This is a genomic window from Thioalkalivibrio versutus (assembly GCF_001020955.1).
GTDB lineage: Bacteria > Pseudomonadota > Gammaproteobacteria > Ectothiorhodospirales > Ectothiorhodospiraceae > Thioalkalivibrio > Thioalkalivibrio versutus.
Genome location: NZ_CP011367.1, coordinates 1,247,939 through 1,270,988 on the forward strand (window position 1 = coordinate 1,247,939; position 23,050 = coordinate 1,270,988).

Below are 23,050 nucleotides of genomic sequence, written 5' to 3' on the forward strand. Positions count from 1 at the left end.
GCGGCGCGCGGACGGGGCGTGGCCTGCGAGCGGGAGTTGGCATGGCCAAAGTGGCATTGATCACCGGGATTACCGGGCAGGACGGGGCCTACCTGGCCGAGTTTTTGCTGGACAAGGGCTACGAGGTGCACGGCATCAAGCGCCGCTCCTCTCTGTTTAATACCGATCGTATCGACCACCTGTATCAGGATCCGCACGAGAGTGATCGCCGGTTCATCCTGCATCACGGGGATCTGACCGATTCGACCTGCCTGATCCGCATCATTCAGCAGGTGCAGCCGGACGAGATCTACAATCTCGCCGCGCAGTCGCATGTCGCGGTCTCGTTTGAGGAGCCGGAGTACACCGCCAACTCCGATGCCCTGGGCACGCTCCGTGTGCTGGAGGCGATCCGCATCCTCGGTATGGAGCAGACCACGCGCTTCTATCAGGCCAGCACCTCGGAGCTCTACGGGAAGGTTCAGGCCACCCCGCAGGACGAGACCACCCCGTTCTATCCGCGCAGCCCGTATGCGGTGGCCAAGCTGTATGCCTATTGGATCGTGGTGAATTACCGCGAGGCCTACGGGATGTATGCCTGCAACGGCATCCTGTTCAACCACGAATCGCCGGTGCGTGGCGAAACCTTCGTCACCCGCAAGATTACGCGCGCCCTGGCCCGCATCAAGCTGGGGCTGCAGGAACGGCTCTATCTGGGCAACCTGGATGCCAAACGGGACTGGGGGCATGCCCGTGACTACGTCGAGATGCAGTGGCTGATGCTGCAGCAGGAAACCCCGGACGACTACGTGATCGCCACCGGCGAACAACACAGCGTGCGCGACTTCGTGGATGCCGCGGCGCGCGAGCTGGGCATGCGTATCGAATGGCGCGGCGAGGGCGTGGACGAACAGGGATTCGACGAAAAGGGCCGCTGCATCGTGTCGGTGGACCCGCGCTATTTTCGTCCCACCGAGGTCGAGACCCTGTTGGGGGATGCCAGCAAGGCCAAGCGCGAGCTGGGCTGGGAACCGCGCATTCGCTTTGACGAACTGGTGGCCGAGATGGTGCGCGAGGACCTCAGGAGCGCCGAGCGGGACGAGCTGGTGCGCGACCACGGCTACCGGACCCTGAGCCGCCATGAGTAATTCGCAACGCGTCTTCGTCGCCGGACACCGCGGGATGGTGGGCAGCGCGATCTGTCGCCAGCTCGAGGACTGGCCGGGTGTGGAACTGCTGACCCGTAGCCATGCGGAGCTGGACCTGACCGATCAGGCGGCGGTCGAGGCCTTCATGCGCGTGGAGCGTCCGGATCGGGTCTACCTCGCGGCGGCGAAGGTCGGGGGCATCCATGCCAACAACACCTATCCGGCCGAGTTCATCCGCGACAACCTCGCGATCCAGACGAACGTGATCCATGGCGCGCACATCGCGGGCGTGCGGCGGCTGCTCTTTCTCGGGTCCAGCTGCATCTATCCGCGCGAGGCGCCGCAGCCGATCCCCGAGGAGGCCCTGCTGACCGGGCCGCTGGAGCCGACCAACGAGCCCTACGCGATTGCCAAGATCGCCGGCATCAAGCTGTGCGAGAGCTACAACCGGCAGTACGGAACGGATTACCGCTCGGTGATGCCGACCAACCTCTACGGCCCGGGTGACAACTATCACCCGGAGAACAGCCACGTGATTCCCGGGCTGATCCGGCGCTTTCACGAGGCGAAGCGGGCCGGAGCCGGGCATGTGACCGTTTGGGGGAGTGGCACCCCGCGCCGGGAGTTCCTCCACGTGGATGACATGGCGGCGGCCTGTGTACACGTGATGAACCTCGATCACGTGACCTACGCAGAACACACGCAACCGATGTTGAGCCATATCAACGTCGGCACCGGCGAGGATCTTGCGATCGCCGACCTGGCGCGGCTGGTGGCGCGGGTGGTCGGCTTTGCCGGCGAACTGCGTTTTGACACCTCGCGCCCGGACGGGACGCCGCGCAAGCTGCTGGATGTCTCGCGACTCGCGGCGCTGGGATGGAAGGCCCGAATCGAACTTGAAGAGGGGCTCTCCGGGGCCTATGCCGAGTTCCTGGAACGCGGCGGAGATCGGCCGTGACCGAGCCCACCTCGCGTCCGATTCGGGTCAAGTTTCTCTCGACCATGCGCGAGGGTATCTGGCGCCACCAGTTGCCGGACGGCGAGGCGCGCTGGGGGCGCTGCGAGTTCGTTTTCGACCCCGCGGTAACGGACTACGACTGGCTGGTGGTCTACGACGAATTTCCTTCCAACACCGGGCGCAACCGGCACTACAGCGAACAGCTGACCTGTGGGGCCGAGCGCACGCTCCTGGTAACCATGGAGCCGCCGTCCATCAAGTCCTACGGCCGGCGTTTTACCCGGCAGTTCGGGCGCGTGCTGACCTCGCACCCGGAATGGGCTCTCAAGCACCGGCGGCGTATCCATTCCCAGCAGGGGATGCTCTGGTACTACGGTTTCGGCAGTCAGGGCGAGCGGGCGTACAACGAGATGCACGCGAAGCCGCCGCTGGAGAAGACCCGCGAGATCGCCACCATGTGTTCGGCGAAACGCCAGCGCCACACCTTGCACCGGCGGCGCTATGACTTCACCTGGGCGCTGAAGGCCGAGCTGCCGGAACTGGAGATCTTCGGCAAGGGGGTGCAGCCGCTGGATGACAAGGCCGAGTGCCTGGACGCGTACCGGTACCATCTGGCGGTGGAAAATTACGTGGGTGCGCACCACTGGACCGAGAAGCTGGCGGACGCCTTTCTCGGCGCGACGCTCCCGTTTTACTACGGTGCGCCCAATGCGGCGGACTATTTTCCGCCGGAAAGCTTCATCGCGGTTGATATCGATGACGTGGAGGGGACGGCGGAACGCATTCGCCGCGCCATCCGCGACAACGAGTATGAACAGCGCCTGCCACACATCCTCGAGGCCCGGCGCCGGGTGCTGGAGGAGTACAACCAGTTCGCCGTGGTCTCGCGGATTATCGAGGCTGCACACGACACCGAGCCGGCTGGTCCCACGGGGCAGTGGATCCATTCTCGTCGCGCCCTGCGGCGCCGCGATCCGCTGGCCGCTCTGGAAGGAGCCTGGGAGAAGGTCAGCCAGCGCGTTGGCCACCTCGCCGGACGTATCTGAACTGGCCGCTTTGCGGTTCAGCCGAAGTCGCGGGAGTGGGTGGCGAGTTCGCCGAGCCAGGCGCTGCGGTCGATCAGGCGCTGCACGATCAGGTGGCCGACGCCCTCGCTGTACTGCCACTCGCCGTGGGCCTCCAGCAGGCGGCCGTGCAGGACCTCGGCGCGAAAACGTTCCACCCGGTCCGGCCAGACGATCAGGTTCAACGTACCGGTCTCGTCCTCCAGGGTCAGGAATACCGTGCCGTTGGCCGAGCCGGGGCGCTGGCGGGTGATCACGAGCCCGGCGTAGCGCGCGCCACTGTAGCCGGGCTGTTCGAGTAGCCGGGCGGCGGTGGATAACCGGTGCTGTTCCAGGAACGGGCGCATCAGTGCCAGCGGGTGCGGACCCAGGCTTAGCCCGGTAGTGGCGTAGTCCTGCACCAGGTCGTCCACGGCATCCGGGCGGGGCAGCAACGGGGTCACGTCGGCCTCGCGCACGGTCTCGCCCGGCCCCTCGGCGAACAGTGGCAGGGGCTCCTCCACCGCCTCGGTCGCCCAGCGCGCCTGGTGGCGGTTGCCGGCCAGGCCCTTCAGCGCGTCGGCGCGGGCCAGGCGATTGGCCTGGGCGCGGGTGAGCCTGGCGCGGGCCACCAGGTCCGGCACGTCCGCGAAGGCCCGCTCAACGCGGGCGGTGACCACGCGCTCGGCGACGTCGCGCGCCAGCCCGCTGACGCGGTTCAGGCCCAGGCGCAGGGCCAGCGCGTCGCTCCCGGCCAGCGGTTCCACCGTGCACTCCCAGTCGCTGTGGCGCACGTCCACCGGGCGGACCTCCACGCCGTGGCGGCGGGCGTCGGCGACGATCTGCGCCGGGGCGTAGAAGCCCATCGGCTGGCTGTTCAGCAGGGCGCAGGCGAAGATCGCGGGCTCGTGGCACTTGAGCCAGGACGAGACATAGGTGATCAGCGCAAAGCTGGCCGAGTGCGACTCGGGGAAGCCGTATTCGCCAAAACCGAGGATCTGCTTGTACAGCTGCTCGGCGAATTTCTCCGGATAGCCGCGTTCGCGCATGCCGTCCATCAGGCGTTCACGGTAACGCGCGAGCTGGCCGGTGCGGCGCCAGGCGCCGATCGCGCGGCGCAGCCCGTCCGCCTCGCCAGCGGAGAAACCGGCCGCGACCATCGCCAACTCGATCACCTGCTCCTGGAAGATCGGCACGCCCAGGGTGCGGCCGAGCACGCGCCTGACCTCTTCGTTCGGATAGCGCACCCGTTCCGGGTGGGCGCGGCGCTTGAGATACGGGTGCACCATCTCGCCCTGGATCGGGCCGGGGCGCACGATGGCGATCTCGATCACCAGGTCGTAGAAGTTCGCGGGCTTCAGGCGCGGCAGCATGCTCATCTGCGCGCGCGACTCGATCTGGAACACGCCCAGGGTGTCGGCCTTCTGCAGCATGCGATAGACGGCCGGGTCCTCGGCGGGGATGTCGGCCAGGCCCCAGTCGCGGCCCCGGTGATGCGCCATCAGCTCCAGAGCGCGGCGCACGCAGGAGAGCATACCCAGCGCCAGCACGTCGATCTTCAGCAGGCCCACCGCGTCCAGGTCGTCCTTGTCCCACTGGATCACCGAGCGCTCCGGCATCGCCGCGTTCTCGATGGGCACCAGTTCGTCCAGCCGGCCGTCGGCGATCACGAAGCCGCCGGTGTGCTGCGACAGGTGGCGCGGGAAGCCGAGCAGCTCGGCGGTCAGCGTCTGCCACTGCCGGGCCAGAGCGCCGTCCGGGTCCAGCCCGACCTCGCGCAAGCGCTCGGCGGGGATGCCGTCGTCCCACCAGGCGAGGTTGGCGGTCAGCGCATCCAGCCGCGCGCGCGAGATGCCCAGCGCGCGGCCGACGTCGCGCAGGGCGCTGCGGCGACGGTAGCGGATTACCGTGCAGGCCAGCGCGGCGCGCTCGCGGCCGTAGCGCCGGTAGATGTACTGGATCACCTCCTCGCGGCGTTCGTGCTCGAAGTCGACGTCGATGTCCGGCGGCTCGCCGCGCTCGGCGGAGACGAAGCGCTCGAACAGCATGCTGGAGCGCGAGGGATCGACCGCGGTGATGCCGAGTGCGTAACAAACCGCCGAGTTCGCGGCCGAGCCGCGCCCCTGGCACAGGATCCCGCGGCCGCGGGCAAAGCACACGATGTCGTAGACGGTCAGGAAGTACGGTTCGTAGCCCAGCTCGCGGATGATGCCCAGTTCGCGTTCGATCTGTTCCTGCACTGTCGGCGGGATGCCGTCGGGCCAACGCTGGCGAGCACCCTTGAGGGTCTCCTCGCGCAGGTAGGCGGACGGGGTCATGGTCTTCGGCAACGGGTCGGTGGGGTAGCGGTAGGTGACCGCGTCCAGCGAGAAGTCGCAGTCCCGCGCGATGGCCACACTGGCCTCAAGCCAGGCGGCGGGATACAGCGTGGCCAGCTCGGCCTGCGGGCGCAGGCAGCGTTCCCCATTGGGGAAGCGTTCCTGCGCCGCCTCCGCGACCATCGTACGCAGGCGCAGGGCGGTCAGCACGTCCTGCAGGGCGCGCCGGCCGCGCCGGTGCATGTGCACGTCGCCGCAGGCGACGAGCGGGAGTCCAGTGGCGGTTCCCAGCGCCCGGGCGCGGGCCGTCAGGGTGGCATCTTCGGGGGTACGCAACTGGCTCACGGCCAGGTGGCCCTGACCTGGGGCGGCCCATCCGGACAGCCAGTGGGCCGCTGCGGCGAGCGCCGTCCCTGGGCTGTCGGCGTCGACCCGCAGCAGGCTGTGCCAGCCGGTGCGGCTCTCGGCGGGCAGGGCATCCAGGTCGGCGCGCGTCAGGTGGTAGTGTCCCTTGTCCGCCGCGCCGCGGGCCCGAGTGATCAATCGACACAGGGCGGCGTATCCCGTGGGATTGCGCACCAGAAGCGTCAGGGTGGGGCCATCGGCCAGCCGGAAGGTCGCCCCCAGGATCAGGTGCAACCCACATTCCTTTGCTGCCGAGTGTGCTCGTACTACACCAGCCAGCGAGGCGATATCGGTCAGCGCCAGCGCGCGATAGCCCAGCGCCTGCGCCCGTTCGACCAGTTCCTCCGGGTGCGAAGCCCCGCGCAGGAACGAGAAGTTGCTGAGCGTCGTCAGTTCGGCATAGGCCGGGGGGGCGACAGGATGCTTGCGAGTGGGGGTATGGGCTTCGATTTCCATATACTGTCGATATATACAGTATATGGAATCCGTTCCACAATGACCGCAGGGATCGCCAACCCATTACGCTTGAGCGTGGTGCCGGGATTCCAGGCCTCTGACGAACCGCTCCCCAGTTTGTTGTAATCGGCTGTGTACACTGAGCGAAAATCCTCATGTATTCGCTGCGTGCCTGGAGACCCCATGCGCTACGTCCTGCTTCCGGTGGTGCTGATTGCCCTGATCTTTGCGCTGGGGAATGTGGTGCTGTTCAATGCGTTGCCGAAACCCGACCGGCTGAAAGAGCCGCTGGCGCTGGAGTACGGGACTTCGTCGGAGCAGTTCCGGCGGGACATGGGCCTGCTCCTGCAGCAGCCGATCGTGAGCGGCAACCGCATAGACCTGTTACAGGACGGCGAGGCCATCTACGCGGCCAAGATCGAGGCGATCGAAAACGCCGAGCATTCGGTCACCTTCGAGGTGTACGAGTACTGGGGCGAGCAGGCGGCGATCTTCTCCGAGGTCCTGGCGCGTGCGGCGGAACGCGGAGTTCGGGTGCATGCCATGCTGGATTTCCTTGGTTCGCGCGATGCTGACCCGGAGATGTTCGAGCGCATGGAAGAGGCCGGGGTGGAGCTGGTGCGCTGGCGCGAGCCGTCCTGGTACCAGTTGTCGCGCTTCAATCACCGCACGCACCGCAAGCTATTGGTGGTGGACGGTCATACCGGCTTCATCGGGGGAGCCAATGTGGCCGATCCCTGGGTTGACGGTGACGACCGCGATGGCTATCGCGACAATCACTTCCGCATCCAGGGCCCGGTGGTCGGCAATCTGCAGGCGGTGTTCCTGGAGACCTGGCTGGACGCCACGGGGCGGATGCCCACCGGCGAGGCGTATTTCCCCGAGCTGTCCGACATGGGGGATCGCGACGCCCAGATGGTTAACAGTGCCCCGCGCGAGGGGCGTCACCGGGTACGCCTGATGTTTCTGCATGCCATTGCCGCGGCGGAAGAGCACATCACGATCGGCACGGCCTATTTCTATCCCGATCCGCGGTTCCTGGAGGTGCTGGAGGAGGCGGCCGACCGGGGCGTCCGTATTCGCGTACTGGTCCCGGGCGACAGCATGAACTTCGGTTTCTTCCGTCATGCATCGGTTAATCGCTGGCGGCCGATGCTCGAATCCGGGGTGGAACTGTACGAGTATCATCCGCGCATGTACCACTCCAAGCTGATGGCGATCGACGACCGCTGGGCCAGTATCGGCTCCGCGAATCTGCACAACCGGTCGTTTCGGCTGAACGACGAGGCCAACCTGAACATCTGGGACGAAGGCTTCGCCCGCGAGATCCGCGAACTGATCGAGGTGGACAAGGCCGATGCCGAGCGCCTGACCATCGAGGACTGGGAGAACCGGCCGCTGCGGCGCCGCCTGGCGGGGTGGATTACGCACCTGATTGGTCCCTATCTTTGATGCGCCATTTCGACCCCCACGGCAGGAGCACGCCATGACATCCCCCAAGGCCGGCCAGACCCCTTCGCTCGACATCGGGGTCATTCATCTGCCCGAGGGCGGGGCGATTGGCATGACTCGTTGCCCCGGCAAGCGGCCGGATGGAACGAGTTGCGCGGCGCAGGACGTGGAGGCGGATCTGGCGGCGCTGTGGGGCTGGAGTGCGAGCGTACTCGTGACCCTGAATCAGGGGTCCGAGCTAACTGATCTGGGTGTCCCGGATCTCGGGAAGAGCGTTCAGGCGGCGGGGGTGCGCTGGCTGCATCTTCCGATCGGCGACATGGCCGCCCCCGATCGGCCCTGGGAAGAGGGCTGGCAGGATGTCGGGCCGCAGGTCCACCAGCGGTTGCGGGCCGGCGAGCGCGTGGTGTTCCACTGCGGGGGTGGTCAGGGCCGTGCGGGCACCATTGCCGCCCTGACCCTCATCGAACGCGGATACTCGCCAGACGATGCCATCCGGGAGGTTCGTGCGGCGCGTCCCGGCGCGATCGAGAGCCCCGACCAGGAGCGTTACCTGCGTCGCCTGCCGCGCACGGCCTGAAGCCCTTCGTGATCGAAGCGCGGTGTCGGGGCCGCACCGTCCCGCCGGATGCGTTGTCTGCAGGTCTGTTCTGTGGGGCGGGTCAGGAACGGTTCAGCGGCCGCGCCACGATGAAGGCTCCTGGGAGTGCGTCCCGATCGTGTGCCTCGAGGGTGGCCAGCGCGGCGGTACGGGTGGTGAATAGCCCGATGCGAACCCGGTAGCGCTCGGAAGAACCTTCCGGGCCGTCGACCACTTCCAGACGGCTGGAAAGGCCCTGGGCCTTCAGTGTCTGATCAAGTTTCCGGGCGTTCGCCAGTTCCGCGAATACGCCAGCCTGGATAGAGTACAAGTGGTGCTGCGCGGGGTTGTCCTCCGCCGGGGCGTCCTTGGTTGCGAGGGTCGCTTCCGGGGGTGTCTCCCGGGTTTCCCTTTCAATTCGGACCGAGTGGCGAGCGCGCGAGAAGGGGCGGGGCGCGGGTTCCGCAACGGTCTCGCTGTCCTGGATGGACAAGGGCGCCGCCGTGCCCAGGATCGAAGGAGAGAGATGTTCGGTTTCCAGAGGCGGGTTGGTGTGTTGGTTAGCCGATTCGTCCGGTTCGGCGGCGACGGGCCCCGGGGCGCCGATCGCGGCGCCTGAATAGACGCCCAGAACGAAAAGCAGGATGGTGGCCAGCGGGGTGCCCACCACCAAGAGAAACAGTTGGCGTCGGGTTAGGAACAGATTGATCATCTTGCGACCCTCCTTGGCAGGGTGTTTGCCGTTACATCCTCGAGGGGCGATTCCTTCTGTGCATGACGGAAAAATGGCGCTGCATCCCCTCTGATGGAGGGATATGCAAACAAGATGCCAGTTTTAGGTGGCGGTTGGCATGGCGATTCGGTTTGCGCCCGCGCGCCGGTTTTTCGTACCTACGCCGGGGGCATCCACGTCTCGCCTGACTCTTCGGCCACGGTCCAACTCAAGGGGAAGTGATGCGCAGCGCCCTTTATGATCGCTTTGTTCTCAAGCTCACCACGCCCTGGTATGCCGAGGTCTTTCAGCGCCTGGTCAAGGACGCGGTGGTGCTGGATGTCGGTGTCGGGACGGCCGGTGCCCTTCTGGCCAATGCCGACGCCATTCGTGACAAGCGGCTACACGTGGTCGGGATCGATATTGACGCGGACTACATCGCGCATGCCCGGCGCAGACTGCCTGGCTCCGGGGTGGAAGACCGGGTGGAACTGCGGCAGGAGTCTGTCTACGATCACCAGGGCGGGCCGTACGAGGCGGTGTATTTCTCCGCCAGCTTCATGCTTCTGCCCGAGCCGGAACACGCACTTACCCATTGCTGTGGCCTGCTCAAGCCGGGCGGACGGATCTACTTCACCCAGACCATTCAGCAACGCCGGGCGCGCTGGCAGGAACGGCTCAAGCCAATGCTCAGGCGCGTCACGACCATCGACTTTGGTCGGGTGACCTACGAGGCGGATTTCCGTGCGCACATCCGTTCCGCGGGGCTCGAACTGGAAGAGTTCACGGTGCTTTCCCGGCACGGCGGCCGGGTCTCCTGCATCGCCGTTGCACGCCCCTCGGTTGCCGACGTGAACACGCCATAGCCGCCATCCATCGTGCGCGCACTCATGGGGAGGCAGGACTTGAGCGAATGGATCGTCGGTGTCGACCTTTCCGGGCCGGGGAGCGCGCAGTACACGTCCGTTGCGGTCTTCCGCGAACAGGGCGGGGGACTCCAACTGACGGAGCTGCTTGCGGGAGCGAACGACCAGGCCATTCTGGACCAGGTGCCGGCCGGCGCGATTGTGGGGCTGGACGCACCACTGTCGTATTCCGCCACCGGCGGCAGCCGCGAGTCGGATCAGGCCTTGCGCCGTCTGGCTGTGGGGCTGAACCTCCCGGCAGGGACCGTAATGGCTCCATCGGCGCCACGTATGGCCTATCTGACGCTGCGCGGTGTGGCCGTCAGCCGAATGCTCTGTATGGAACGCCCGGATGCGCGAGTGGTGGAGGTGCATCCAACTGTGGCCATGGCCCTGCGAGCGGCCCCTGTCGCCGCCTTGCGGGCCATGAAGAAGGATCCGGCGGCGCGGCAACTACTGCTCGCCTGGCTTGAAGCGAAGGGACTGGCTGGTGCGCAGGACCTTGGGGACGCCAGTGACCACTCGGTGGCAGCCTGTGCCGCGGCCCTGGCCGCCTGGCAGTGGAGCCAGGGCAAGGCCGCGTGGAGCTATCCGGCGCAGCCGCCATTGCATCCTTTTGACTTTGCCTGCTGAGCGGACCGTGTCCTCTGGAAATGTCCCGGGAGCGGGCGAAGTTTTGACCATCACCATATCGAGGCAGCGGTTGGTTTTGGATCCGGGAAATCGACGCGGTTACGCAGGCCAATCCCGTCGCTCAGAAGACTTCGGCCCGCCCTCTGGATAGCGATAACACCCATCGGATGAACGCCGTTCGTGGCTTGGTGCCGAAACCGTATCTGCACCACTTGATCAAATGAATGGATCTCTCGGTTTGGAGATTGTGCGTACCGACAGAGTGGCCGAGCAGAAAACGTTGTTCGTGTCATCCGGCCGGTCGTCGACAGAGCGTCCCCGAATGCACTGACTGGAATCCTGAATGATAGTGTCGTTGCAGTGGCGAAGGGCACGTGGCATGGACAAACCCTCGCAGTGATGTGCTATCCACAGTAGCCTGGGTTTTGCATGGGGCCATGGTCTTGCGCTTCTCGAGTGGCAGGCCCTGCGCTCAGGCCGGTGCCGCAAGCCGGCTATCCGATTTCTGCAAGGAGCACGAACATGTCAGCAAGACAACAAGTCACGCAGCTGTTGCGTAGCGCTGACGTCGAGATCGGGGGCGAGCGTCCCTGGGATGTCCAGGTCCACGACGAGCGGCTGTATCGGCGGATTCTGGCCGAGGGGTCGCTCGGCGCCGGCGAGGCCTATATGGAAAGCTGGTGGGACACCGAGCGGCTCGACGCGCTGTTCTTCCGGTTGCTTCGGGCACGTTTGGACCGCGAGGTGCGCAGCCCGGCGGTGCTCGGCCGGGTGCTGCTGAGCTGGCTCGCTAATGAGCAGAGTCGCCGGCGCTCGCGGCGGGTCGCGGAGCAGCACTACGACCTCTCGAACCGGCTCTACGAAGCCATGCTTGGGCCGACCATGCAGTACACCTGCGCCTATTACGGCCCCGACGGGGCTGACGCGACCCTGGACGAAGCCCAGCGCGCGAAGCTGGACCTGATCGCGCGCAAGCTGCACCTGGAGCCGGGCATGCGCGTGCTCGAACTGGGCGGCGGGTTCGGCGAGCTGGCCCGGTTTCTGGCCGCCGAGCACGGCTGCGAGGTGGACAGCTACAACATCAGCAGCCAGCAGGTGGAGTACGCGAGAGGGCTCTGCGAGGGCCTCCCGGTCGACGTTCGGCAGCAGGACTACCGCGAGGCGGCCAACGAATCCCGAGAATACGATCGTGTCGTGAGCATCGGCCTGATGGAGCACGTCGGCCCGACGAACTTTCGCGCCTTCTTCGAACTCGCGAGTTCCCGCCTGAAGTCCGGTGGCCTGATGCTGCTGCACACCATCGGGGGCAACGTCAGCCGTAGCAGCACCGACCGCTGGATCGCCAAATACATCTTCCCCGGTGGCGTGATCCCATCCGAGGCGCAGCTCACTCGGGCCAAGGAGGGGCTGTTCGTGCTCGAGGACTGGCACAACTTCGGCCCGGACTATGACCGCACCCTGATGGCCTGGGACGACAATTTCGTTGCCGCCTGGCCGGAGCTGAAACAACGCGAAGGCCTGGACGAGCGCTTCTACCGGATGTGGCGCTATTACCTGTTGAGCTGTGCCGGCGCCTTCCGGGCGCGCCAGCTGAATCTCTGGCAGCTCGTGCTCAGCCACGGGGATCTGCCGCGTTACGAGCCGGTCCGATGAGCAGCGCCGCCTGGGCCGCCCACCGCAATCGTGTGGAGGCGATGGCCGCGGCGCTGGCCGGGTCGGACGGACCGGTGCGCCTGAGAAAGTCCACCAGCAACCTGTTCAGGCCGCGCGAGGAGGCCCGCCGGACGGAGATCGACGTGGCTTCGCTCAACCACGTGATCGAGATCGACGCCGAGGCCTGCATTGCCGAGGTCGAGGGCATGACAACCTATGCCGACCTGGTCGACGCAACCCTGCCGTACGGCCTGGCACCGGCCATCGTGCCCGAGCTCAAGAGCATTACCGTCGGCGGCGCGACCACCGGGATCGGCATCGAGTCGGGCGCGTTCCGCTACGGCCTGGTGCACGACATGGTGGACGAGCTCGACGTCATGGTCGCCGACGGTCGCGTGTTGACCTGCTCGCGCGAGCAGCGCCCGGAACTGTTCTACGGCTTTCCGAACTCCTACGGCAGCCTCGGTTACGCTACCCGGGTCCGGCTGCGGCTGATTCCGGTGCAGCCCTATGTCCGGCTCGAGCACACTCGTTTCCGCGACCCCGAGGAACTGTTCGCCGCGATCGACGAGGAATGCGCGCACCCGACCTGCGCTTTTCTCGATGGCGTGTACTTCGCACCCGGCGATTACGTGCTGACCCGCGCGCATTGCGTGGAATCGCTGCCGGCGGGCACCGAGGCCAGCGACTACACCTGGATGCGCCAGTACTGGGAGAGCCTGCGCGAGCGGCGCGAGGATTATCTGAGCATCCACGACTACCTCTGGCGCTGGGACACCGACTGGTTCTGGTGCAGCAGGAATGTCGGCGCCCACCTCAAGCCGGTGCGGCTCCTTCTCGGGCGCAAGCGCCTGTCGAGCGTGACCTACCAGAAGATCATGCGCGCCAGCCGCCGCTGGCCGCTGAGCCTGCTCCATGCGGTTCGCCCGCGCAGCGAGTCGGTGATCCAGGACGTCGACATCCCGATCGCCAGCGCCGCGGCGTTTCTGGCCGATTTCGAGGCCGAAATCGGTATCCGTCCGGTGTGGATCTGCCCGTTTGTCGTGCCCGAGGCCGGGTTCTCGTTGTTCCAGCTGCGTACCGATACCGCGTACATCAACTTCGGCTTCTGGGACATGGTCCGCTCCAGCGAGCCCGACGGTTATTACAACGCTCGGGTCGAGGCACTGGTCGCGAAACACGGCGGCAAGAAAAGCCTGTACTCGCGCAGCACCTACGACGAAGCCACCTTCTGGCAGAACTACGACCGCCCGGCCTACGAGGCCCTCAAGCGCGAATGCGATCCCGAAGGACGCTTTCCTGGACTCTATGAAAAGGCGGTGCAACGGGGCTGAGGCCGGTTGGGTCTCGAGGCCGGAACCGCTCGTCCACACCCTGGAGGGCCGCGCGCCGGAAAACCGCGGCGACCGGCAAGAGCGCGCTCGACGGTCAATGCAGCGTTGCGCGTTCAGGATGCCGTGGGCCGACCCCGTTAACGCGGCACGCAAAATGCGTTAACGGATGCTTTGACAGGGGGCGGGGAGTCGGTAGAATACGCGGCTCGAAGACGACAGGCGCGTAGCTCAGCTGGTTGAGCACTACCTTGACATAGTAGTCCGCGTCCTCAGGCCCTCCCTCGAAATTCCCATATTCAAGGCCTTACGAGGCATCTGAAGTCATCCCAGATCCCCTGTTGGGCTCAAAACGTCTCTAATTGTGTCTCAAGAAAAGATCCCGAGTCTGTGCCATTGTGGCACTCTAGAGTGAACACCACTCAGCACAGACTAGCCCATGCCACAGAGACGCAAGCCTGAATGGAAACAGGTGCCCTTCGACAGCATCGTTGTTCCACCGAATAGCCCTCAAGCACGACTCCCAGAAGCAGCCATCAGGGTCGCGATCCAGAAGCTTTCGCCACACCTTTCGACGCTCGAGTTACTCCATCCGATAGTTGTTGACCAGACAGATATGAGCCTTTGTGGGGGCCACCGAACCTACCGAATTATCCGCGCATTGGCCGACAATCCAGGCCGTCTTACGTGGGTCGTATCGGCCTCCTTCCAGAACTCCGAGATGGTCGCGGTGCTCGACGAATTGGTGTGTCCGCTCTTGGGCTCACCAACGGACGAAGAGACGATTTCCCGGTACCTAAAGGCTGCAGATCAGAACGAGAAATGGCTGCGTTTCATATGGGTTGATCCCACACGGGAGGGGATCGCGGATTTCTTGGGGGTAAGCAGGCAGACGGTGCAGCGAGTGGCAAGAAAACGGGCCAGTGAAAGTGGCTAATGAGCGGGTCGTTGAGGCGATCTCCCAACGGTTGGGACCCGATCTATGTCGGATTCAGGACACTTTCAAAAGCGATTTGCAGCTACCCAAAACGCTCGAAGGGCTGTTGCTTGTAGCTGAAAACCTGGTGAATCTCGAGCCGAAGCTGTCTTTGTTAGAGGAGGGTTTCGGGCACAGAACGAAGCTGATTGTCCGATGGGCTCGAGAAGTGGACGGGCTCAAGTCGGACCAACGTCTTGTTGACAAGTACAAGGTACATTTCTACGGGAGTCGGGAAGGCGATCGAATACGCCCAGCCGTGCAGGGCGTGTACACGGAGCATGGCGTTTGGGCTGCGATGTGGTTTCAGTTCTGGGCTCCGGATCCCAGTTCCAAGCTAGCCGAGGCGTATGCGTGGCTGCAGGCTCAGCTCCTTGTCGCATCAGTCTTGGCCGAAAGGAATTGGAGGGAGACGGAGGATCTTCGGAATCCGCGACGTGCCGCAGGTCGGCTGATACGGAACCTCCATGATTGGCATACGGAGTGGCTGCTTACGCGGCTTGAGGGTGTTTGTCATGAACCCCGCGCCTTAGCCAAAGCCGTAATCCACGAAGGCAAACGAACCTCTCCCGATTGGTATGAGGAGAAGGTGCAGAACGGTGAAGCCAAGGCCAAAGGCAAAGGACCGTACCGATCATTGCCTTCGGACCTCAAAGCGTTCGGGAACCTGCTTTCGATTGCCTACGGATTTGCGGACGACGCTTCTGACGGCGATCCGAAAAGGCGTGGGAAACGGACTGAGAATGGCCGGCTGCCAGCCCAGTTTCTGTACCCACACCACGCCATGTATTGGTCCATCCTCAAGCGCCTAGAGGATGTGCAACTGTGGAAAGAATCAGGTACCGAGCTGGGGTTCTACGTTCCGGGGACCGAAGCTCGCAATGAGCTGCTGGATGCGGCCATCGATCCTGCCGAGTTCGGCGATCCAGAAGGCGCGGCGATTGCGATTGAGGATGTCTTGGGTTTTGATCCCGGCATATCGGATCTCGGCTCGTTGCCGCACCTTTCGACAGTCTTCGCGAAGGCTGCCCACAGGGGACGACATATCGCGGTCCAAAATCAGCGACTCCGGATTGCGCGATCGCGGCCCAGGCTACTTGAGATCAAGCGCCTCGTTACGGGTCTGAACGACGTTTACAGGATGGCGCGTTCCAGCGAACTGCCCGGCGCTGTCTCCGCGTCTGAAGGCGAAGAGATTTGTCGGGCGGTGGAGTTCGCCGCGGCGTGTCTGGTCACGGGTACGCTCGCACACACTGTCAGGAATGCTCGAATCGTCAAGGTCGCGGATGAAGATGAGCATCCGCCGAACCTCAATATCGACATAGCCTCTGGGGTATGGGTACGTAGCTACGAGGGTCCGGAGCGTGGTCGGTTTCGGGGGCTGGCAGCGACTGAGTGGGTGCCGAGCACGAAAAAGGTCGTGATTCCGGATGCTTGGGGCGTTCTTCGATGGAAGACGGGTAGTATTGGCGGGAAGCCGTTCGCCATTCATCAACTGGCTACTTACGAAGGCGTATGGGGCCGCCATGTTCGGCCTTTACTCGGCCGGATGGGCGTGTCGGAGCGGCACCAAACGTTTGACGGGATGGCGGCCGTATTGCCGGCTTGGTTCAGAGGTCTCGAAGAAGGTGAACATATCGGGCCTTCAATGCTGTTCGGCCAGAGAGATCCGCTCGCGGCTACGCACCAGTTCTACACCGCCGTTAACCGTGAGAAGCTCGCGCAGAGGTTTCAAGAGGTCCTGGATGATCTGGGTGCCGCTATCGCACTTCCAACAGTCGATCAACGGAATGACGCTGTTCTGGCTCGATGCCCGGCGGATTCAGATACAAAGGCAACGATTGACCCTAAAAAGAAAAGCTGGGTTGGGGATGATCGGACGCCAAGCATTACGCCGATGAGCAATGTTCTGCAGCAAGTCCGCGACTCGATCGCCGCCGCGCACGTTGGATCTGCGTATACGTTCCATAACCGGCTCGCCCTTTACACGGCATTGGCGTTGGTTCTCGTAACGGGGGCCCGCGCCATCCGTACCCCCATTCCAGACCTCACCGCGATCCATGGGCCGACCCGGACGCTATGCCTGCAAGAGAAGGACCGTGGTGACGGTTTGCACGCTCGTCTCGCGCTGCTGCCGCAACGGGTGTACGACCAGGTGCAGATCTATCTCGCCTGGCTGCAACGGAGCTTTCTTTCGGGTTCGTTGGACATGCCAACGGTGCTTCAAATCAAGGCGAGCAAAAGCCGGGATCGGAGCCGGTATGGGGCCGAGGGCTTCCCGCTGGACCTCAGAAAGTCGGTCTTTTTTTGGGAAAAAGGGGCGGCGGACGAGTGGCGTCCGGTGGAGTTGACCGGGAAAAGCCTGCAACAGCAGTGCGAGCAAGTGAGCAAGGATTCGTGGCCTATTGAGAACCAGGCACGCCATTTTCATCGGACCTATCTGACGGAGTTGGATGTGCCCTCGACGGTCATCAACACGATGATGGGGCATTGGCATTACGGCGAGGAGCCCTGGACCGCCTACTCGGCAATGGATCCGGTGCGGTTACGGAATGAAGTTGAACCGATTCTGGATCGGATGCTGGACCACCTGAAATTCGAGGTTGTCCGGATCTGATGTCTGACGCACCGGAAACCCGGCAGGTCTGTTCGCTCTGGCGTCATCTTGTGGAGCCGATGGAAGACCTGCTAGCCCAGAGGGATCATCTCTGGTGCGCTCGCGACGATCTTTCGCGGGATACCGGTTCGGCGCTTGGCAGAGTCATTTCGGCCATCGAAAAGCATCACCCGGAGGTCCTTAGGCGAGACCGGATTCCCAGGTCGGTCTGGTCCCGTGAACAGTTTGTGGCCCTGATGGACACGGTCCGTCGAGCGGCCCCGCGGGGGTCCTCTTTCCGCGCGCGCTGGCGGGTCGCCGAAGTGCTCGATGCCGGCAATCGATTGTGTGTGTGGAAAATCCCGCTGTATGACATTCCAGCTCCGCTCCCACCGCCCGGAAGACCGGTGTTTCGCCCTGACAGCTTCGAGCGCATGGTCCAGTACGAACCGTTGTGTGCGCGTTTCGTGGAGGGGGTGGGTGCCGATGTAGGAGGCCTCGATGATGGGCGCCTGGCTTGGGGGCAGATTCTCGGTTCGTTCCTCTTGTTCGGTGGGCTGGTTCAGCCAGCATGGCTTGCCGCGGTGCCGGATTCGCTCAAACATGCACCGGCTCACTTGCGTTGGCTGGATGTCGAGCGGTCATTGCCCGACAACCAACGACCGGTGATTCGTCGGCATTACCTGGATCCGATCACGCGTTCGGTGGTGATGCACTGGAGAGACGTTGGTTGGCCGGAGATGCCTCCTGGTAAGGGGCGGAGCCCGGCGTTTCTCAGTCGCGTGATTGGTTCCTACTTGCGGCGTTTGGACCCCAGCCTGCGGATTCCGGACAACTGGACGGAATTGCGCGACTTCGTCGAAACCCGCCTGGCCTTGTACGTCTCGCCGCACCTGATGGGGTACGCCACGGGCTTTTATAACTCCGTATCGTTGTCGCCGGAAGTAATTCAGCGAATAGAGTTCCCGCCTGGTCAGGTGCCTTCGGGCGAAGGACTCGTCACTGCTGACTCTGAAGGCGTAGTGCCAGTAGGACAGCCGGCTGCTGGTGAAGATTCTGACAGCCAGGGCAGGCAAATTGCCCCGCCCGCGGGCCCCTGGATTCGCGAATTGGGAAGCGCAATCCGTGGGGGATCGGCGGCGGACCCGAAACGTGTGGCGGCCTGGCTTGAACGCCAAGCGAATGGTGAGGGCTCTGGGCCTGACTCGGTACCACCGAGTGTCGTGAGGATGGGAGAGTGGGCCCAGCGTTGGCTGTTTTCGAGTCGTGCCGGTGCCCGACCCATGAAACCCAAGACGGCCTACGATCGCTTCAATGCGTTGGCCGTCCCTCTCGCCGGCTTTCTCGGCAACGAGGATCCGGCCACGTTCGAATGCGTGGACGACTTCGTGGAGGTCTACACCGCAGTCCTTGAAACAGTCGATACCTTGTCAAAGCGCAAGCGGTTAGCCGCAGCTCTGGCGAGCTTTCATGATTTCCTGCGGAACGCGCACGGGGCACCAGACATTGCGTCGGCGGGTCTCTTCACGGTGCGCGGGCGCCAGCCCCACGCTGTCGATGCGAATTTCATCGAACCGCGAGCGTTTGAATGGGCGGTACGCTGGTTGGACTATCGATACGCCGAGGATCCTGAGCTGCGGGAGAGCCTCGTTTTGATCGCGTGTCTCGGGTATTTCGCGGGCCTGCGGCGCTCTGAGGCGATTGGGCTGCTCATCGGTGATCTTGATGGCGAACCCGCCTGGGACTGCGTCGTGCGACCGAACCGAAATCGGGGGCTCAAAAGCTCAAGCGCGCACCGAGTCGTCCCACTGGGCGTGCTCCTGCCTGCGCGATACCTGAATCGACTGCAGAAGTGGTGGGCTGAGCGTCGAAAAACGATGCTCGCGGAAGGTGGCGATCCTGCGACGGCGCCGCTGTTCGACCGTCCCCGAAAAAAGGGAGCGGAAAACGACAATCTGCGGCGCTTCGATCGGGACCTCGAACGAGTTACCGATGCCTTAATACGGGTGACGGGAGATGGGGGGTTGCGTTATCACCACCTGCGGCACTCGTTCGCCAATCAGCTCCTGCTCGCGTTGTGGCGGCACGAGCACCGCGATGATGCGCTGGTGGTCGAACGGCTTGATCCCCTGATCGGTTTTGAAGGCGTCGCGACGTTACGAACAACCCTCCTTGGCGACTCCCCGGTTCAGCGTCGCAGCCTGCGGCTGATCAGTGCCTTGATGGGGCATCTGACGACCGAGATCACGATGAATCACTACATTCATCTGACGGATCTTGTTTGGGGGCAAGCCGTGCGGGGAGCGCTTCCCTCGCTCGAATTCCATGATGTGGCTCGAATACTGGGTGTGTCTCTCAAGCATGTTCAACGAAGCAAGCGAACCTTCCAAACGGGGAACCCGGTACTTCTGCTTGAAAGGATGCTGGACCGTCATCTCGGCAGCCCTGTCCCCGCGGACATGGATGCAGGAAAGCCCAAGCAGCTACTCCCGCCGCGTGATCCTCATGCAGCACTCCTGTCCTTGACTGACCACCTGAATCGCGCTTCGCAGGACGATTCAAAAGTCGTTCATTTCGTGGGACCTTGGCAAGGGCCCACTCTCGATGTGTTGAGGGCCTGGATATCGGACGTTCCGGAGCACTTTCGCAGACCACGCACGGGGCGCCATGAACGGATCATTGCTCCACCCAGGACTCAGCAGGGGCTGGGTTTATCGAAGGAAGCGGTCCAGTTACTCCTGGGTGTGAAAGGCGCCTGGGGCAAAGAAGAACGCGCCCGGCTGCTTCGGATCTTTCTGTCAGGGAAGCTGGCGAGTGGTCCGCTCGACGTTGTCCTGGCGACCTTGCCCGCGCTGGATCTTTGGGTGCGGTTCCTCCGAGAGATCCAGCTCGATGATGCCTTCGAATACATGCATTTCTCAGGTAAGGGTGGAGGCCGAGAAACGCCGATGGGGCAGTATCAATACTGGGCGCAGCGCGCACCGGTCGCACTCGAGTCTGGTGACGCCAATCCCGAGCCGTTCGCGGAGAATCTCCCCGAGAAACGAAAAGGCGTTGTGATTGCCCGGCACCGACGAAGTGGCGAGGCTGGCCGGCACCGCTGGGTGTACGGGGTTTGTTGGTCACTCGTTATGCTGAAGGCGAACGACGAGCATCCAGAACTGGCACTGCTGACGCCATAGCGTGTGGTCCGGGCCTTTGGCTTATACGGCTCGCGCTGTCTCGAGCACCTGGGCTCTCCACTTTTCGGGAAGCGCGCCGGGGGTGACGACGTCGACCTCGACACCGAGGAGTTCTTGCAGCTCCATGCGAATTGCACCGATATCGAAGAGGGAGGTCTCGTCCGTCGGATCGATCAGGAGATCCAGATCGCTGTTGGGGGTGTCCTGTCCCCGCAGGACTGAGCCAAAAACACGTGCGTTCTTGGCGCGGTGACGTGCGACCACTCGCCTGATGGCATCCCGGTGTATCTCTACGGCCTTCGAGGGTTGCATGGGCCGGCTTCTCGGCTGCTCGATGAGCAAACCTTACTCCACAAGGGCTAACTAGCGCAGCGCGGGGTTAGGGCCATGTCGATGTCGCCTCCGGGGTTCGCTAAGTCTATTCTTCACGCTACCACGTTGGCGTGCTAAGGGCCGGGCCAGGGATGGTCCGGGGGGGCCGGCATTATATGATGGGCGGATCCACTCGCACCGTTTCGAAGTACGAGGCATGACCGATAGTCCAAGGCGCCGCCGAAGGCCGTCATTTAGTCTTCCCAGCTCCTCGCGCAATAAAAGGTTCCCTGTGGGAGCCCGCTTACGCTAGGTGGCGTGCGCAGCCCGATAGCGATACCAGCGGTTACGGTCATGGAGGAACGAATGATGCTGGTGATCAGCCGGCACGATGGCGAGGGCTTCTGGATTTAGGTCCAGCCACTTCCCACCTAGTGTAGTTTAATCGGGATCTTGGTTTTCGTGGACCAATACCTCGCGTGGACCACTCAGCGATTGCCAAATGGAGCGTTTAGCCGCGCTGTTTAACCTAAAGACCAGTTTGATCCGTGCGCGCTCCGGATCCTATCGCCTCGAAATGCTTCAGTTGGCGTCGTGTTGGTCCCAGCGTTTATTCTTCCTTCAATGCGCCGGGTTACCATTGATACTTAGGGTCGTCATAAACCGGCGCACCGGTGAGACCACCGGCGGTAGCGGTTGCCGTTCCACCCTGCTTGATTAACTTCTTACGAGCGCCGCCGAGGGAAACAGCAATACGCGGATAATCCAATTCTAGTTCGCTATGCGTCTCCTCCAGCCAAGTCGGGAAGTTCTTCGTGGGTACGACGCGAATCTGTTTCCCGCGAACCGTTATGTCACGATTCGTCAGTTCTCGGACCATCGGCAGTGATGCGCCACCACCCGTCAGGGCGACTGTCAGATAGGGGATCTTCTGCGAGGAACCGATCAGGTCGATCCAGTCCTTATTTATCGATTCGAGAATGCCGACCATTTTTTTGTCGAGTGCGTTTTTGAAGTCGAGGACGCCAGGTGTTTCCATAAACTGTCCGAGTTTGATCGAGGCTTCGTTTCCATCGGGTAGCGATACTAGAATCGAACCTTGGTCAAAAAGTTCTTCCTTGAACTCTCGGATATGCCTCTGCAGGTACCATTGAATGCGATCCGGAATACCCTGCACTGGGTCAATACCACAGGCTTGCAGTATCAGGCCCATCAAGGCCAGGTCCAGATGATTACCTGCTTCGGTTACGCCATCGGTGCTTTCTGCAACTTCAACCGCTATGCTGATGTCGCGTTCCGGATCAACATGCATCCGGTACACGCTGAAATCCGTGGTCCCGGCGCCGACATCGATGACCATCACCACCATGTCGTGCGAGTGTTCGCTTTTGTAGTTCAGGAGCGTTCCGGCGACGCCCAACGGCTCCGTAATTCCCTCGCGAACGAATTTGTATTCTCGGGGGCCTCCCTCGCGGAGAAGCTTGACTGCCTCGACGAAACGCGCAAGCGGAAGTCCCTTGCGCAAATCCGCAAAAAACGTATCTGCAAGTATCTGGGCTTCGCCCAGATACTTGCGTAAGCGGTATTGGACCTCCTTAAAATCGGCGCCTGACAAGCAAGGCATGGCGAATCGGCGATTCAAGTTACGTGGATAGCCGCCCGTTGGCTGCTCCAAGTTCTCCAATGCTTTGTTGGCCGACCAAGTCAGGAAGGTCAGATAAGCGAGGATGATATCTGCATAGGTGACCGATATATCGGTCGGGTTGAATTTGCCATCAACCTTCGCGTCGACCTGTCCCAGCGAGAGCCAGTGTTTGATGTTATCCATTAACTGGCGTGAGCCGTCAGGGGCGTCACGACCGCAATATTCCTCGGCCTCCTCGCCAAACCAGAGGTTTCCATCATCGTCGATATAGACAGCGGAATGGAGCTTGTAGTCTTCGATATTGTCACCGAATTCACCTAGATTAATAACGGTGATGATCTCGTCGTCGTAGTCGGATTTGCCATCCTGCACGAGCGTCGCTTTCGACATGGCCGTGCCGAAGTCGAGACACAGGCGAAGGTTTTCGGGCGCAGGAGTTAATTCGAGGACGCTTGTATCGAGGGTAAGGCTGGGCTCGGCCGGGGTCGGTTTATCATTCGGGGTTGGTTCAGGGGTCGAGTTTGGCTCCGGCTCTTGCCCAGGAAGGGGTGGGGGCGTTGGAGGTTTGGATAAGGGGATGGTCGGGGCTGGCGCCGCCTGAGGAGGATGTGTCGAGGCAGCCTCCAGAACCCCTACCGCTATCCGCAGCGCTTCGTATTCGTCTTCAGTCAGTTTGCCCTTTAGCGAGTAGCCGCCTCCTTGGGCATCTTCCATGCGTGCGAACAGGTTCTTCAGCAGGATTTTGGCTTCGGTCACTTCCATGTTC

General features: G+C 63.1%; 15 protein-coding genes. 11 read left to right on the forward strand and 4 right to left on the reverse strand.

Annotation, left to right across the window (positions count from 1 at the left end):
* The first annotated feature begins 41 nt into the window (after nt 1-41).
* The 3 genes from gmd to TVD_RS05840 are packed head-to-tail and all read left to right on the forward strand — an operon-like array spanning nt 42 to nt 3,131.
* On the forward strand, nt 42-1,127 hold the full coding sequence (gene gmd / locus TVD_RS05830) for a GDP-mannose 4,6-dehydratase (protein WP_018145793.1): 1,086 nt from the start codon (nt 42-44) through the stop codon (nt 1,125-1,127).
* Nucleotides 1,120-2,085, forward strand: coding sequence for a GDP-L-fucose synthase (fcl, locus tag TVD_RS05835; RefSeq protein ID WP_047251056.1), 966 nt, complete (start codon nt 1,120-1,122; stop codon nt 2,083-2,085). The genes gmd and fcl overlap by 8 nt, the downstream gene beginning before the upstream one ends.
* Entirely contained in the window at nt 2,082-3,131 is a 1,050-nt protein-coding gene (locus tag TVD_RS05840) for a glycosyltransferase family 10 domain-containing protein (RefSeq protein WP_205622089.1), read from the forward strand. The genes fcl and TVD_RS05840 overlap by 4 nt, the downstream gene beginning before the upstream one ends.
* 17 nt (nt 3,132-3,148) lie before the next feature.
* Here TVD_RS05840 and TVD_RS05845 read toward each other — a convergent pair whose 3' ends face one another.
* Nucleotides 3,149-6,307 carry an error-prone DNA polymerase gene (locus TVD_RS05845; protein WP_047251057.1) on the reverse strand — a complete coding sequence of 1,053 codons (3,159 nt, stop codon included), beginning with the start codon at nt 6,305-6,307 and terminating at the stop codon, nt 3,149-3,151.
* Between the two features lie 183 nt (nt 6,308-6,490).
* On the opposite strand from TVD_RS05845, the gene TVD_RS05850 reads away from it, so the two are divergent.
* Nucleotides 6,491-7,759 (forward strand): phospholipase D-like domain-containing protein, encoded by a 1,269-nt coding sequence (locus TVD_RS05850; protein WP_047251058.1) that lies wholly within the window; start codon nt 6,491-6,493, stop codon nt 7,757-7,759.
* 34 nt (nt 7,760-7,793) lie between these two features.
* Nucleotides 7,794-8,339, forward strand: a complete 546-nt coding sequence (locus TVD_RS05855; RefSeq protein WP_047251059.1) for a cyclin-dependent kinase inhibitor 3 family protein — start codon at nt 7,794-7,796, stop codon at nt 8,337-8,339.
* Nucleotides 8,340-8,421: 82 nt separating this feature from the next.
* On the opposite strand, the gene TVD_RS05860 is transcribed toward TVD_RS05855, so the two are convergent.
* Complete coding sequence (locus tag TVD_RS05860; protein WP_047251060.1) at nt 8,422-9,051, reverse strand: SPOR domain-containing protein; 630 nt, start codon at nt 9,049-9,051, stop codon at nt 8,422-8,424.
* Nucleotides 9,052-9,293: 242 nt separating this feature from the next.
* Here TVD_RS05860 and TVD_RS05865 point away from each other — a divergent pair, with 242 nt between their 5' ends.
* The 6 genes from TVD_RS05865 to TVD_RS14885 all read left to right on the forward strand — a co-directional run bounded on the left by TVD_RS05865 (nt 9,294) and on the right by TVD_RS14885 (nt 20,327).
* Nucleotides 9,294-9,917: a class I SAM-dependent methyltransferase gene (locus tag TVD_RS05865; protein ID WP_047251061.1), complete on the forward strand. Its 624-nt coding sequence runs from the start codon at nt 9,294-9,296 to the stop codon at nt 9,915-9,917.
* 24 nt (nt 9,918-9,941) lie between these two features.
* The gene (locus tag TVD_RS05870) at nt 9,942-10,589 is read left to right on the forward strand and encodes a DUF429 domain-containing protein (RefSeq protein WP_205622096.1); all 648 of its coding nucleotides are present in this window, start codon (nt 9,942-9,944) and stop codon (nt 10,587-10,589) included.
* 522 nt (nt 10,590-11,111) lie between these two features.
* Nucleotides 11,112-12,242, forward strand: a complete 1,131-nt coding sequence (gene cfa / locus TVD_RS05875) for a cyclopropane fatty acyl phospholipid synthase (RefSeq protein ID WP_047251062.1) — start codon at nt 11,112-11,114, stop codon at nt 12,240-12,242.
* Complete coding sequence (locus TVD_RS05880) at nt 12,239-13,576, forward strand: FAD-binding oxidoreductase (protein WP_047251063.1); 1,338 nt, start codon at nt 12,239-12,241, stop codon at nt 13,574-13,576. Before cfa ends, TVD_RS05880 begins: the two co-directional genes overlap by 4 nt.
* Nucleotides 13,577-14,502: 926 nt before the next feature.
* Nucleotides 14,503-17,166 (forward strand): hypothetical protein, encoded by a 2,664-nt coding sequence (locus TVD_RS05885; RefSeq protein ID WP_047251920.1) that lies wholly within the window; start codon nt 14,503-14,505, stop codon nt 17,164-17,166.
* Complete coding sequence (locus TVD_RS14885; protein WP_240472294.1) at nt 17,166-20,327, forward strand: site-specific integrase; 3,162 nt, start codon at nt 17,166-17,168, stop codon at nt 20,325-20,327. Before TVD_RS05885 ends, TVD_RS14885 begins: the two co-directional genes overlap by 1 nt.
* 21 nt (nt 20,328-20,348) lie before the next feature.
* Here TVD_RS14885 and TVD_RS05895 read toward each other — a convergent pair whose 3' ends face one another.
* A complete protein-coding gene (locus TVD_RS05895; RefSeq protein ID WP_047251922.1) occupies nt 20,349-20,639 on the reverse strand; it encodes a nucleotidyltransferase family protein in 291 nt (96 codons plus the stop codon).
* A gap of 634 nt (nt 20,640-21,273) precedes the next feature.
* Nucleotides 21,274-23,046, reverse strand: coding sequence for a hypothetical protein (locus TVD_RS05900; protein WP_240472295.1), 1,773 nt, complete (start codon nt 23,044-23,046; stop codon nt 21,274-21,276).
* Nucleotides 23,047-23,050: the final 4 nt, after the last annotated feature.